The following is a 13877-nucleotide window of genomic DNA, read 5'->3' as shown; positions in this document are numbered from 1 at the left end:
GGAAAGAAGATTCCAACATACGGACATCGCAGGGGTGGTCAGGGGTGGCAGGGGTGGGGCGGGCGGGTTCGTTCCGGTCCCGCCCGTCCTGCCTGTTCCACCTGTCCCGCCCGCCTGTCCGCCTCGGATACGGCACACCGCGCGAGCACCGGATGGGGACGCCACGGGGTTGCCGTGGAGTGCCCGCGGAGGTGCCCACAGGGGGTCGGGGATCTCGGGGATCCCCGGATGCCTGTCGGGGTCTGCTCAGGGGTCCGTCAGGGCGCCCGCGGGATGTCCGGGGCGTCTGCGGGGGTGTCGCTGATTCTCGTTCGGCTCTCGCGGGCTTTTGCTGAAATGCCCGCCGGGGGACGGATTCGACGGTGGGGTCTCCATCGACCCGTCGCAGGGCGGGCGTCCTTGCCCGCGGCGCTTACGCCTCATGCCCGGTGGTCGAGCAATCGAAACCGCCGGGTAACCGGCTCGTTATGGGGCGCTGCGCATAGTCTCCCACCCGATCGGCGGATCCGCTCAGGGAGATAGATCACAACGCACCCCCATGGCCTCCACCTGCGACGACGCGTAAGACGCGCGGATCTTGGAGGGGTGGTCCCGGACGGAACCCCGGCAGAATCCGGACAGAACGGCGAGCCCGCGCGGGGCCCGCGCGCGACCTCGCGACGGTCACCCGTCCGGCCCATGGGTTCGTTCGGCGGATCGGGGCCGGACCGGGCTCGGGGGGTGACATCGTCCTCGGCGAGGGGTGAGGCTGGGCGCCATGAAGATCAGAACGGGGACACGGAACGACGCCGAGCGGGTCGCGGCTCTGCATACCGAGAGCTGGCGCACGGCGTACGCGGGCATCATGCCGGACGGCTTTCTGCGCGGCCCGCTCCTGGAGGACCGGCTGGAGCTGTGGCGCGGCCGGCTCGACACGCCGGAGCCGGGGGCGGCCCTGTTCGTGGTGGAGAGCACTGACGGGCCGGATGGGGCGGATGGGCTCGGTGAGGGCGATGGGGGCGATGGGCTCAGTGGGGGCGCCCGGCTCGACGGATTCGCCTATGTGCTGCCCCGGCCCGACGGCCGTCTGCTGCTCGACAATCTGCACGCCAGCCCCGGCCGGACCGGGTCCGGGATCGGCGGCCGGCTGCTGCGGCACGTCTTCGCCTGGGCCGCCGGGGAACACCCGGGCCGGCCCGTCTATCTGGAGGTGCTGCGCGCCAATACGCGCGCCATCGCCTTCTACGAGCGGCACGGCGCCCTCCGTACCGACGAACGGATCTGCGTGTTCGAGCAGGGCTTCGAGCTTCCCGAGCTGGAGTACACCTGGCCGACGCCCACCTCACGGGCATAGGCCGCGTCGGGCATATGACAGAAGACCGCCGCTTCCTTACGAAGCGGCGGTCTTCTCGCGCGGAACGGACGGGCGCTACAGCGCCGCTCCGAAGAGCATGCCGAGACCGTAGGTGACGGCCGCGGCGGCGCCGCCGAGGACGAGCTGGCGGATTCCGCTGAACCACCAGCTGCGGGCGGTCACCCGGGCCACGAGCGCGCCGCAGCCGAAGAGCCCGATCAGGGCGAGCAGCAGGGCCGGCCAGAGCACGGTGGCACCGAGCAGATACGGCAGCAGGGGCAGCAGCGCGCCCAGCGCGAACGAACCGAAGGACGACACCGCGGCGACCAGCGGCGACGGCAGGTCGTCGGGGTCGATGCCGAGTTCCTCGCGCGCGTGGATCTCCAGTGCCTGCTCCGGGTCCCGGGACAGCTGCAGGGCGACCTCGCGGGCGAGCTTGGGCTCGACGCCCCGGGAGACGTAGAGCGCGGCCAGCTCCTCCATCTCGTCGACCGGATGCTTGCGCAACTGGCGGCGCTCGACGTCGAGTTCTGCCTGGACGAGATCGCGCTGCGAGGCGACCGAGGTGTACTCGCCGGCTGCCATCGAGAAGGCACCTGCGGCGAGGCCGGCGAGGCCGGTGATGACGATGGTCTGCGAGGAGACCGCACCACCCGCCACACCCGTCATGAGCGCGAGATTGGAGACGAGTCCGTCCATCGCGCCGAAGACGGCGGGGCGCAGCCAGCCGCCGTTCACGTCGCGGTGGGTGTGGTTGTCGCGGTGGGCCTCGTGCAGTGGCGCGGCGGTCTCGATGATGGACATGCGGGTCCCCTTTGTCTCCCCTGGGGTTCGGCGTGTCCGCCCCCTCCATGGCCTCGAACATACGCTGAATGTAAGGGGCGTGCCAGCAAGGCAGGCCGTACTTACTAAGGCTCACCTTGCCCCTCCGTCCGCCGTCCCACCTGCTTCTAGGCCTGCTCCCGAGCCTGCTCGCGGGGCGCCCCGGGCCCCCGGCGCGGCGCCGCTTCCGGAGCCGCTTCCGGAGCCGTTCCCCGACGTCGTGTCATCCACGTCACGGTCCCGATTCGGTGAGGGGCCGCCCACCGGGTGGAAAAGATGTAACGACCCTGAAAGGGGAGCGACATGGCCGGTGGGACGGCGACGACCCGCGAGCACGACTGTGACGGCGACGGTGACGGCGACGGTGACCGGGAGGTCGGACGGCGCGACCGGGCGAGGGGGGCACTGCTCGGTCTCGCCGTGGGCGACGCGCTCGGCGCGCCCGCCGAGAATCTGCGCCCCTCGGAGATCCGCCGCCGCTGGGGCCGGATCGAGGGCTTCGTGACGGACCGTCCGGCGGGCACGGACGACACCGAGTACGCCGTCTTCTCCGGGCTGCTGCTCGCCCGGCACGGCTCCGCTCTGACCGTCGCCGACGTCGAACGGGCCTGGCACCGCTGGATCGCCGACCTCGACGAACGTCCGTTCCGGGGCGCCGGATTCTCCGAGCGCGGCACCCTGGAGAACCTGCGCCGGGGACTGGCCGCGCCGATCTCCGCGCAGCACCGGCACGCCTGGAGCGACGGGCTCGCCATGCGCGCCGCGCCGTTCGGCGTCTTCGCGGCCGGCCGGCCCGCCGAGGCGGCGCGGCTGGTCGCGGTCGACGGCAGCGTCAGCCACGAGGGCGAGGGCATCTACGGCGGCCAGGCGGTCGCGGCGGGGGTCGCGGCGGCCATGGGCGGCGGATCGGTCACCTCGGTCGTCGCGGCGGCGCTCTCGGCAATCCCGATGGACTCCTGGACCGCGCGCTCGATCCGCCGCGCGGTGGTCGCCGCCGGGCGGGCCGGCACCGACCCGCCGGAACGCGAACGCGCAGTCCGTTCCGCCGTCGTGATCGGCGGCCACCCCTGGACCGACCTCGCCCCCGAGGCCGTCGCCCTCTCCTTCGGCGCCTTCGCCGCCGCCCGAGGCGACTTCCGTACGGCGGTGCTCACCGCCGTCAACATGGGCCGCGACGCCGACACCACGGCGGCGGTCGCCGGCGCGCTCGCGGGCGCGCGGTGCGGCGCCTCCGCGATCCCCGGGGAGTGGGCCGACGCCATCCCTCCGGTGGCGGGCAGCTGCCTCCCCGCGATGCGCGGCTACCACGTCCTGGACATCGCGGATCTGCTGACCCCGGAGGACCACGAGAACCACGAGGGGTGCGAAGAGTACGAGGAGTGCGAGGGGAACACGGCATGAGCGCGGACCTGACGACACCCGGGCCCGCCGAACCCGGGGGCGAGCGCGGACACGAAGGCGGGAGTGGGCATGGGCAGAGGGACGAGTGCGGGTACGGGCATAGGCGCGGGCCCGGCGTCCGGCGTCGCGGGGGTGGGAGGCGGCTCGGCTCGCACGGGCACGGCGGAAGGCGACCGTACGTCAGGAGGCGGCCCCGCGTCGGGCGACCGTACGCCAAGAGGTTTCCGTACGTCGGGACGTGTCCGTACGCCGGAACGCGACCGTACATCCGAAGGCCCCGCGTCCGCCGGCGCACTCCCCTCCCACGCGGCATCCGCGGCCGGGCCCCCGTACCGCGACCGGATCGAGGGGCTGCTGCTCGGGATCGCCGCCGGGGACGCCGCCGGCTGGCCCGCCGCGCGGCACCGGGCGGCGCGGCTGCCGGAGTGGACGCGGCGGCTCACCCGGGAACTCGACGCCTTCGCCGACGAGAACGCGACGACCACCCTGCCCGTCCCCCCTCGCCCTCAACCAGCCGCCCGAGCCGCTCGCGCTCGGGCCCTCCGACGACGCCGAGTGGGCGGCGTTCACCGCCGAGGCACTGCTGGCCCGGCCCGGCCCGGCCGCCTTGGCCCTCGCTCCGGAACTCCGGCGGCGGGCCGCCGTCGACCTCGTCTGGAACACGCTCGCCGTCCAGGTGGCCGCGGCGGCGGAGCGGGCGCCCGAGGTCGAATCGGCCGTGCTCCCGCTGCGTGCCCGGATCTCGGTGCGGGCCGGGCTCGGCAATCTCGCGGCCGGTCTGCGCCCGCCCGCGACCGGGCACGACAACCCGCACTACTTCGACGACGCCGCCTGCGTGCGCGCCGCCGTCCTCGCCCTCGCCCACCCCGGCAATCCTGGCCCGGCGGCGGCGCTCGCCGAGTTCGACGCCCGCTACACCCAGGACGGCGACGGCGTCCACGGCGCCCGCGCGATGGCCGCGGCCGTCGCCGCCGCGCTCGGCGGAGCCGGCCCGGACGAGGCGGTGGACGCTGCGCTGGCCGAACTGCCGCCCGGTACGGAGATCGGCCGCAACGGCCGGTACGCGGTCGGCCTGGCCCGCGCCGCCGCCACGGCCTTCGAACTCGTCCCGCTTCTCGAACACCGGATCGTGGACCGCGTCTACAGCTACGGCGTCGCCGCGGCCGAGACGGTGCCGGTCGCCCTGGCGCTGACCCTGGCCGCGCGGGGCGAGGCCGCCTCGGCGCTGCCGGCCGCGGCCTGTCTGTCCCGGGTCGCGGACTCCGCCCCGGCGCTGGCCGGGGCGCTCACCGGGGCGCTGGGCGGCGGGAGTTCGATCCCGGCGACCTGGCGGGAGGCGTGCCGGATCCTCGCGGGCTGCGCGCTGCCCTGGCTCGCGGGCACCGATCTGGTGGAACTCGCCGGTCGGCTCGCGGCCATGGCCCGGGAACCGGCCACCCCAGGTGGACAATCCGGACATGACTCCGCTTCTGGATGACCGGATCGCCGGCAGCGTCCTCGGGGCCGCCGTCGGCGACGCCCTCGGCGGCCCCGTCGAGGGCTACACCCCCGAACAGATCCTGGAACGCCACGGCGGCCGTGTCACCGGCATCGTCGGCCCCTGGAGCGGCGACGCCTGGCGCACGGCCCGGCCCCTCGCGCCGTACCACAAGGGCGATGGGCATGTCACCGACGACACCCTGATGACCCACGCCCTGATCCGGGTGTACGAGAAGGTCCGCGACCACCTCGACGCGTACGCGGTCGCCGAGCACCTGGTGCCCGAACTCATCGGCCGCACCGTGTGGATCCCGGAACTGGAGGCCGAGGCGCTGCCTCTGCAGCGGGTCTTCCTGGCCGAGAAGTGGATCGTGACCCGGCTGCACTACGGGCACGCCGACCCGCGCGAGGCCGGCACCGGGAACATCGTCAACTGCGGGGCGGCGATGTACATGGCTCCGGTCGGACTGGTCAACGCGGCCGACCCGGCGGGCGCCTACGCGGAGGCCGTGGACATCGCCGGCGCCCACCAGTCCTCGTACGGGCGGGAGGCCGCCGGGGTGTTCGCGGCGGCCGTCGCCGCGGCCTGCGCTCCCGGCGCCGGCCCGCGCTCGGTTGTCGACACCGCGCTCGCCCTCGCCAAGGACGGCACCCGGGCCGCCATCGAGGCGGTCGCCGAAGTGGCCGACGGATACCGGGACTTCGAGTCCGCGCTGGGGCCACTGCGGCGGGCGGTCGCACCGTACGACTCGGTCGGCCCCGACTACCGCTCCCCCTCGCTCGACGCCCGCCGTCCCTCTCGTACACACGCGATCGAGGAACTGCCCATCGCCCTCGGCATGCTGCTCGTCGGCGACGGCGACTACCGGCGTACGGTGCTCGGCGCGGTCAACTACGGCCGGGACTGCGACTCGATCGCCACCATGGCGGGCGCGCTCGCGGGCGCCCTGCACGGCGCGGCGGCGGTGCCCGCCGCCTGGGCGAAGCGGGTGGCGGAGGCGAGCCGGCTCGATCTGCGCGCGCCGGCGGTCACGCTGGCGGCCGTGGCGCGCGAGGTGTTCGCCCGGGACGGCGAGCGGCGGCGCGCGCACGAGGCCGCGTACGCGCGGCTGACGGGCGCGGCCCGGTGACCTCGCCCGTCCCCGCCGCCCCTCCTCCCCCGCCGTCCGGCGTTCCCGCGCCGGCCGGTCTTCCCACGATGTCCGACGCTCCTCCGCTGTCCGGCCTTCCCGCGCTGTCCGACGGTCCTCCGCCGCGGGTCACCTGGTCCAGCCGGAGGACCTGGTCGGCCACGAACCGCGGCAGGCCGCCGAGGACGGCCGCGACGCCCGTGCCCTGGCCGCCCGCTGGACCGCCCCTCTCAAGAACCGGCTGTCGACCTCGGTGCCGTCCTTCGACGGCGTCGGCTTCGACACGCCGGCCGCACTGACGCATTCGGAGGCAGTACGCCCATGACCAGCTCCGCCGACCCCTCGAAACCCACCGGGCACACCAGCCCCACCGGCCCCGCCGACCGCACCGCGCCCGCGGGCCCTCTCACCCCTGTCGACCCCACCGCCCCCGTCGCCCCTGTCGCCGCTGCCGGACGCACCGGGCCTGCGGGGCCTGCCCGGCCCGGCCGCCCGATCCCCGGACGCCCGGCCGGCATCGTGGTGCTCGGCAGCGTGACCATGGACCTGGTGACCCGTGTCGAACGGGCCCCCACCCGGGGCGAGACCGTCACCGGCCGCGCCTTTCACACCGTGCCCGGTGGAAAGGGCGTCAACCAGGCCGTCGCCGCCGCCCGCGCGGGCGCCGAGGTCGCGCTGATCGGAGCGGTCGGCGCCGACGGTCTCGGCACCCGGCTGCGCGCCGCGCTCGACCACGGCGGCGTCGACACCGATCTGCTGCGTACCGTCGAAGACCCGTCCGGCACCGCGCACATCGTCGCCGACGACGAGGGCGGCAACGCGACCGTCGTCGTCCCCGGCGCCAACGGCACCGTCATCTCCCTCGGCCACGGCGACGAAGCGCTGATCGCCACCGCCGACATCCTGCTGCTCCAGCTCGAACTCCCCCTTCCCGCCGTCACCGAGGCCGCCCGGATCGCCCGCGCGCACGAGGTACGCGTCGTCCTCACCCCCGCACCCGCGCCCACCCGTCCACTGCCGCCCGAACTCCTCTCCGTCACCGATCTGCTGGTGCCCAATCAGCACGAGGCCACCGCGCTCACCGGCTTCACCGACCCGCGCGCCGCCGCCCGGGCGCTCCTCGCCGACGTGCCCGAGGTCGTGATCACCCTCGGCGAGTCCGGCTGTCTGTACGCCGCGCGCGGCCGGGAACCGGTCGCCGTGCCCGCGCCCCGGGTGGCCGCCGTGGACACCACCGCCGCCGGTGACACCTTCGTGGGCACCCTGGCCGTGGCACTCGCCGAGGGGCGGCCCGTGCCGGAGGCGCTGGCCTGGGCGTCGGCCGCCGCCGCTCTCTCCGTCCAGCGCGAGGGCGCGTCCCCGTCGATTCCGTACCGCACCGAGACCGAGGCGGCCCTCGCCCCGGCCCGCGACCAGGCCCGCGAGTGATCCGGTCGGCGGCGGACTTCGAGACGCCGAAGAGCGGGGCGAGTTGACGCAGCGACAAATTCGGGCGCCAGTAGGCCGCGACCAGCAGCACCCGGCCTTCCAGCGGCAGGCTCCAGGGCCGTCCGCGCCGCGGCTCGTCCGGGTCCTTGCGTCGCACGACAGTCATCAACTTGCCGAAGCAGTGCGGGCTCAGCCCGGTGAACGGGGCTATCCAAGACGGCTTCGACGCCGTGACCACACCAGCCACAGCAAAATCATTCCATTGCGGCTCAAGCCTCCAGCCGGTCGGGATGGACCCCGGATGAGAAGGCAAGGATGTCCCGGACCGCTTCCCGCAGACTGCCGAAGTGACGATGCACGCCATCGACTGCCACAGGGGTGTTGACGCCCCACACCGTCATCCCGGCACGCAGTCCGGACTGCACCCCAGAGGGGGCATCCTCGATGACCAGGCAGTCCTCCGGCTTGGCGCCGAGTTGTGCGGCCGCCTGCAGATACGGCACCGGCGACGGCTTACCCTCCGCCACGGCGGCCGCATCCACGACGACCTTCGGGACCGGCAATCCTGTCCGCGCGAAACGTCCGCGTACCCGGTGCTCGTAGTTCGAGGTCACGAGCGCCCACGCCCCGCCCTCCAAGGCATTCAGCAGTTCAACGGCGCCGTCGAAGGCCGCATATGAACCGTCTCGAACGTCCTCGTCCTCCAGCTTATGCAGTGCGGCCAGGCACTCCTGGGGATCCTGATCGGGGGCAATCCGCGCGAACGTCTCCATCGGCCTCGTCTGCAGCGCCACTCGGTAGACCTCATCAGGGTCCAGTCCGTACCGCTCTGCCCACGTGTGCCAGACCAGGCGCTGGTTGTCCACGGCGTCGATCAACGTGCCATCTACATCAAACAGGACATACCGCATGGCGCCGGGACGGCCGGGTTCGCTGATCACGCATCGATCATGCCATCGGGCACTGAGCAGGCAGTTAGCGGGACAAACCTTAGGCGGGGGAAACGGCCTGACCGCCCCGGACGCCCCGGACGAGCAGGGTGCCCGTGCGGCGGTTTCCCGGAGGCGCGGCGAGCACGGAGACGGACACGTCCGTGAAGCCGTGTTCGCCGAGAATCAGCGCCCACGTGTCGGGCTCGTAGTCCCACCGCTTGACGACGACGGGGTCCTCATCCGGGCCTCGGGGGATGTACGACGCCTGGCAGCCGTAACACCCCTCCACCGGAGGGCGCTGAGAGAAGGCGAGCACGCCGCCCGGCCTGAGCTTCGCGTGAACGGCCGGCAGCAGCAGACCCGGGTCGGTGAACCACATGGCACCGAACACGCTGTAGACGGCGTCGAAGACCATGGACGTGTCCGCGAGGTGGATGAGGGCGTCGGCCTGGTGGAGTTCCATCCCGCCCACGCCGGCCCACCGCTCGCGCGCCTTGCCGAGCTGCCCGGCGGAAAGGTCGATCCCGACGGACGTCATCCCGAGCGTGGCGGGATGCGCGCTGTTCCCTCCCGCCCCGCACCCGAGATCGAGCACGCGGTCCCCCGGGGCGAGCCCGAGCACCTCCGCGCCGGGGCCGTGGTCCGGTACTGGGTCCAGTCGAACCATGTGGTCTCGCCCTTGGTGTTGGCCGTTCGCCGCTGGGGCTTGCTCCGCGCATAGGTGTCCCATGCGGTGGCGCGAGCATCGGTCATCCGTCCCTTCTCGAAGACCCATGGATGGGCGGAGGGCCGCCGGGACCCGTGGTCCCGACGGCCCTCCGTCGTCGGTGTCCGTACGCGTACGGGGCGTACGTGCGGTCTCAGCGCTTGCCCGCGCCGTCCTTGACCTCGTCCTTGTCCTCGGCTTCGGTCTCCGCCTCGGCCTTGGTCTCCGCGTCCGCCCCGGCCTTGTCGTTGGCCTTGGTCGCCGGGAACTCGTCGCCGGACTTCCCGGCCCCGGCCTTCGCGGCCTCAGGGTCCTTCGAGCCCTTCGGCTCGGCGTCCGTCGGCTCCGCGTCCCCGCCGCCCTCGGCCGCCTCCGCAGCCGCCTTCCGCGGCTCCACGACCTCTTCCTGGCCCGGGCGCAGCTTCGCCGAGATCACGATGTAGACGACGGCCAGCAGGCCGATGATGAGCGCGGTCCACACGTTCAGCCGGAGGCCCAGGATGTGGTGCGCCTCGTCGATGCGCAGGTACTCGGTCCAGGTGCGGCCGACACAGTACGCGGCGACGTAGAGCGCGAAGGTGCGGCCGTGGCCCATCGCGAAGCGGCGGCCGGCCCAGATCACGAACAGCGCGACGAGGATGTCCCACAGGAACTCGTACAGGAAGGTCGGGTGGTAGAGCCCGGCCACGCGGTTCGGAGCGTCGCTGATCTCCAGCGCCCACGGCAGCTTGGTGGGCTTGCCGTACAGCTCCTGGTTGAACCAGTTGCCCCAGCGGCCGATGCCCTGGGCGAGGGCGATGCCGGGCGCGATGGCGTCCGCGTACGTCGGGAGCGGGATGCCGCGCCGGCGACAGCCGATCCAGGCGCCGACGGCACCGAGCGCGATGGCGCCCCAGATGCCCAGGCCGCCCTGCCAGATCTTGAAGGCGTCGACCCAGTTCTTACCCTCGCTGAAGTACAGCTGGTAATCCGTGATCACGTGGTAGAGGCGACCGCCGACGAGGCCGAAGGGCACCGCCCAGACGGCGATGTCGGCCACGGTGCCGGCGGTGCCGCCCCGGGCGACCCAGCGCTTGTTGCCGAGCCAGACGGCGACGAAGACACCGAGAATGATGCAGAAGGCATAGGCGCGCAGCGGGATCGGTCCGAGGTGGATCACACCGGTCGACGGGCTGGGAATGTAGGCAAGGTCCATGGCAACCCCGACGCTACCTTGCCGGACGGGCCTCAGGGCAGCCCGCCCGGCAATTTCTCCGTAACTACGCCCCGGTTCCCGGCCGGGGGCGGGGGCCCGCCCGGCCGGAAACGGCGGCGGTCAGTGCTCCGGGGAACCCGGGGCCGGCGACGCCGTGCCCGCCTTCTTGCCCTTGTTGGCCTCGGCGACCCACTTCTTCAGGTTCTCCGGGGAGATCTGCACGCCGTCCTTCTGCGGGAAGACCGGCTTCCCGTTGAGCAGCACGGACGGCGTGCCGCGGAACTCGCTCTTCTTGAACGCGGCGTGCGAGGTCTTGACCCAGCTGTCGTGGGTGCCGTCCTCGACACAGGCACGGAAGGCCGGGGTGTCGAGCCCGGGCACCTTCGCGGCCAGTTCGATCAGCTTCTCGTTCTTCGCGAACGCGTCGTTGGTCTCCGGCGGCTGGTTGCTGTAGAGCACGTCGTGGTACGCGGTGAACTTGCCGGCGTCCTGCGCGCAGGCGGCGGCGTTGGCGGCGCGCAGGGAGCCGGTGCCGCCGAGGTTGCCGTCGATGAGGGTGGCGAGGTGGTAGTCGACCTTGAGCGCGCCGGACGCCATCAGCTGGTGGACGCTGGTCCGCATGATGCTCTCGAACTGGGCGCACGCGGGGCAGCGGAAGTCCTCCCAGACCGCGAGCGTGGACGGGGCGTCCGGCCGGCCCTGCGGGATGGCGGGCTTGTCGCCGGCGGTGGCCCCGGCGGGCGGGACGATCGGGCCCGCCTTGTCGGAGCTGTCCCCGCCGCCGCCCGCGGCGGCGATCACGCCGACCACCCCGGCCAGGCCGAGGACGCCGACGACCGCGGCCGACACGATGAGGACGCGCCGCCGCTTCTCCCGGGTCTTGTCCTGCTCGCGCTGCTGCTTGAGGCGCTCGCGCGCGCTCCGCATTCCGTCTCGGTTCTTCTCGCTCACGCCCTCAGCAACGAACCGGGGAGGCGCGCGCACGCCTCCCCGGTCCGTATTCCACCCGTACGTGTGACGGGAACGCCGCAGGTGTTACGCGGTGCGGCGGACGCCCGCGGCGAGTTCGGCCGCCAGTTCCCGCACGGCGCCGAGCGCGGCGGTCTCGTCGCCGTCGGCGTCGAGCATGCGCTTGACGAAGGCGGAGCCGACGATGACCCCGTCGGCGAACCGGGCGACCTCGGCGGCCTGGGCCGCGTTGGAGACGCCGAGACCGACGCAGACCGGCAGGTCGCCGGCGGTGCGGGTACGGCTCACCAGGTCGGCGGCCTGCTCGCCCACCGACTCGCGGGTGCCCGTGACGCCCATCAGGGAGGCGGCGTAGACGAAGCCCGAGCCGGCCGCGGTGATGGTGGCGAGGCGCTCGTCCTTGCTGCTGGGGGCGACGACGAAGACGGTCGCGAGACCGCGCTTGTCGGCGTGCGCCCGCCACAGGGCGGACTCCTGGACCGGCAGGTCCGGCAGGATGCAGCCGGCGCCGCCGGCCGCGGCGAGTTCCTCGGTGAAGCGCTCGACGCCGTAGCGGTCGATGGGGTTCCAGTAGGTCATCACGAGGACCGGCTTGCCGGTGGCCTCGTGCGCCTCCTTGACCGTGCGCATCACGTCGGCGATCTTCACGCCGCCGCGCAGGGCGATGTCGTCGGCGGTCTGGATCACCGGCCCGTCGAGAACGGGGTCGCTGTGCGGCAGACCGACCTCGACGACGTCGGCGCCGCCGTCGAAGACGGCCTTGATGGCGGCGATGCCGCCGTCGACGGTCGGGAAGCCGGCCGGGAGGTACGCGATGAGCGCGGCCCGGTTCTCGGCCTTGGCGGCGGCGAGCGTGTCGCCGAGCAGCTGGATGTTCCCGGTCACTTGGCGTCCCCCGCGATCTCGGCGGTGGCGGTCGCGTCGGCGGCCACCTCGGCGTCGGTGTCGTACAGCCCGAAGTAGCGGGCCGCGGTGTCCATGTCCTTGTCGCCGCGTCCGGAGAGGTTGACGACGAGGAGCCCGTCCTTGCCCAGCTCCTTGCCGATCTCCAGGGCCCCGGCGAGGGCGTGCGCCGACTCGATGGCCGGGATGATGCCCTCCGTACGCGACAGCAGGCGCAGCGCCCGCATGGCGGCGTCGTCGGTGACGGCCCGGTACTCGCCGCGCCCGCTGTCCTTGAGGTACGCGTGCTCGGGGCCGATGCCCGGGTAGTCGAGGCCGGCGGAGATCGAGTACGGCTCGGTGATCTGGCCCTCCTCGTCCTGCAGGACGTAGGAGCGCGAGCCGTGCAGGATGCCGGGCTCGCCGGCGGTGAGGGTGGCGGCGTGCTCGCCGGTCGCGAGGCCGTGGCCGGCCGGTTCGCAGCCGATCAGCCGGACGGAGGCGTCCGGGATGAAGGCGTGGAAGAGGCCGATGGCGTTGGAGCCGCCGCCGACGCAGGCGACGGCCGCGTCGGGCAGCCGGCCGGCCTGCTCCAGGAGCTGGCGGCGGGCCTCGACGCCGATGACCCGGTGGAAGTCGCGCACCATGGCCGGGAAGGGGTGCGGGCCCGCGACCGTACCGAAGAGGTAGTGGGTGCGGTCGACGTTGGCGACCCAGTCGCGAAACGCCTCGTTGATGGCGTCCTTGAGGGTGCGGCTGCCGGACTTCACGGCGACGACCTCGGCGCCGAGCATACGCATCCGGGCGACGTTGAGGGCCTGGCGCTGGGTGTCGATCTCGCCCATGTAGATGGTGCAGTCGAGACCGAAGAGGGCGCAGGCGGTGGCGGTGGCGACGCCGTGCTGGCCGGCGCCGGTCTCGGCGATGACCCGGGTCTTGCCCATGCGCTTGGTGAGCAGGGCCTGGCCGAGCACGTTGTTGATCTTGTGCGAGCCGGTGTGGTTGAGGTCCTCGCGCTTGAGGAAGACCCGGGCGCCGCCGGCGTGCTCGGCGAAGCGCGGGACCTCGGTGAGGGCGCTGGGACGGCCGGTGTAGTGCACCATCAGCTCGCCGAGCTCACGGGCGAACTCGGGGTCGTTCTTGGCCTTGTCGTACTCGACGGCGACCTCGTCGACGGCGGCGACGAGGGCCTCGGGGATGAACTTGCCGCCGTAGGCGCCGAAGTAACCCTCGGGGGTGGGGACCGACCCCTCCGGGTCGGGGATGAAGAAGTCGCTGGTCAGGTCGGTGGACGACATGCTGGACATGCGGATGCGCTCCTCGCGGGGCGGGGCCCCGGTGACGTCTGGACGATGGTCACGTTATGCGCATGCTCTGACACGTTCCGCACCTGGTGGCACCGGCTCGCGCCGTTCCGTGTACGCGGAACGGGCGGCGGGCGCTCGGCGGGCTTCGCACCGGCCCTCGGGGCGGCCTGCGAGGTGACCTCGGGACGGCCTCGAAGGGCTTTCCCGAGGGACGGTCCCGAAGGACGGACTCGAAGGGCTTTCCCGAAGGACAGGGCACACCGGCGAGGCACCCCGGCGGGGCGTTCCGGCCC

At 73.2% G+C, this 13877-nt stretch carries 11 protein-coding genes and 3 pseudogenes; 6 read left to right on the top strand and 8 right to left on the bottom strand.

The features are described from left to right. Positions 1 to 757: 757 nt before the first annotated feature. The gene (locus tag ACGFRB_RS08005) at positions 758 to 1333 is read left to right on the top strand and encodes a GNAT family N-acetyltransferase (RefSeq protein WP_393240398.1); all 576 of its coding nucleotides are present in this window, start codon (positions 758 to 760) and stop codon (positions 1331 to 1333) included. A 75-nt stretch (positions 1334 to 1408) separates the two neighbouring features. On the opposite strand, the gene ACGFRB_RS08000 is transcribed toward ACGFRB_RS08005, so the two are convergent. Then, complete coding sequence (locus tag ACGFRB_RS08000; RefSeq protein ID WP_363011719.1) at positions 1409 to 2137, bottom strand: VIT1/CCC1 transporter family protein; 729 nt, start codon at positions 2135 to 2137, stop codon at positions 1409 to 1411. A gap of 321 nt (positions 2138 to 2458) precedes the next feature. Between ACGFRB_RS08000 and ACGFRB_RS07995 the strand changes: the two genes are divergently transcribed. The 5 genes and pseudogenes from ACGFRB_RS07995 (at position 2459) to ACGFRB_RS07975 (ending at position 7593) form a co-directional block, all read left to right on the top strand. After that, complete coding sequence (locus ACGFRB_RS07995) at positions 2459 to 3556, top strand: ADP-ribosylglycohydrolase family protein (protein WP_393240396.1); 1098 nt, start codon at positions 2459 to 2461, stop codon at positions 3554 to 3556. 69 nt (positions 3557 to 3625) lie between these two features. Beyond that, a pseudogene (locus ACGFRB_RS07990) lies at positions 3626 to 5033 on the top strand (ADP-ribosylglycohydrolase family protein). Further along, positions 5014 to 6165: an ADP-ribosylglycohydrolase family protein gene (locus tag ACGFRB_RS07985; RefSeq protein WP_393240393.1), complete on the top strand. Its 1152-nt coding sequence runs from the start codon at positions 5014 to 5016 to the stop codon at positions 6163 to 6165. Before ACGFRB_RS07990 ends, ACGFRB_RS07985 begins: the two are co-directional and overlap by 20 nt. A 202-nt stretch (positions 6166 to 6367) precedes the next feature. Beyond that, positions 6368 to 6490, top strand: a pseudogene (locus ACGFRB_RS07980) (ADP-ribosylglycohydrolase family protein); the annotation flags it as partial. After that, complete coding sequence (locus ACGFRB_RS07975) at positions 6487 to 7593, top strand: ribokinase (protein WP_393240390.1); 1107 nt, start codon at positions 6487 to 6489, stop codon at positions 7591 to 7593. The pseudogene ACGFRB_RS07980 and the gene ACGFRB_RS07975, both read left to right, overlap by 4 nt. Here the strand turns inward: ACGFRB_RS07975 and ACGFRB_RS07970 are convergent. From ACGFRB_RS07970 to trpB, 7 genes and pseudogenes are all read right to left on the bottom strand, one after another. Further along, a pseudogene (locus tag ACGFRB_RS07970) lies at positions 7592 to 7840 on the bottom strand (transposase family protein); the annotation flags it as partial. The gene ACGFRB_RS07975 and the pseudogene ACGFRB_RS07970 overlap by 2 nt on opposite strands. 22 nt (positions 7841 to 7862) lie before the next feature. Continuing rightward, entirely contained in the window at positions 7863 to 8534 is a 672-nt protein-coding gene (locus tag ACGFRB_RS07965) for an HAD-IA family hydrolase (protein ID WP_393240388.1), read from the bottom strand. Between the two features lie 49 nt (positions 8535 to 8583). Then, entirely contained in the window at positions 8584 to 9192 is a 609-nt protein-coding gene (locus tag ACGFRB_RS07960; protein ID WP_393240386.1) for a class I SAM-dependent methyltransferase, read from the bottom strand. A 193-nt stretch (positions 9193 to 9385) separates the two neighbouring features. Continuing rightward, the gene (lgt, locus tag ACGFRB_RS07955; RefSeq protein WP_393240384.1) at positions 9386 to 10426 is read right to left on the bottom strand and encodes a prolipoprotein diacylglyceryl transferase; all 1041 of its coding nucleotides are present in this window, start codon (positions 10424 to 10426) and stop codon (positions 9386 to 9388) included. A 120-nt stretch (positions 10427 to 10546) separates the two neighbouring features. Continuing rightward, entirely contained in the window at positions 10547 to 11377 is an 831-nt protein-coding gene (locus ACGFRB_RS07950) for a thioredoxin domain-containing protein (RefSeq protein ID WP_363011703.1), read from the bottom strand. Between the two features lie 84 nt (positions 11378 to 11461). Next, positions 11462 to 12280, bottom strand: a complete 819-nt coding sequence (gene trpA, locus ACGFRB_RS07945; protein ID WP_363011701.1) for a tryptophan synthase subunit alpha — start codon at positions 12278 to 12280, stop codon at positions 11462 to 11464. Next, positions 12277 to 13560: a tryptophan synthase subunit beta gene (trpB, locus tag ACGFRB_RS07940; RefSeq protein WP_393240612.1), complete on the bottom strand. Its 1284-nt coding sequence runs from the start codon at positions 13558 to 13560 to the stop codon at positions 12277 to 12279. The genes trpA and trpB overlap by 4 nt, the downstream gene beginning before the upstream one ends. Between the last annotated feature and the right edge of the window lie 317 nt (positions 13561 to 13877).

It is taken from the genome of Streptomyces sp. NPDC048718 (assembly GCF_043198875.1).
Taxonomy (GTDB): Bacteria; Actinomycetota; Actinomycetes; order Streptomycetales; family Streptomycetaceae; genus Streptomyces.
This window is presented reverse-complemented; position numbering and strand designations above follow the sequence as displayed.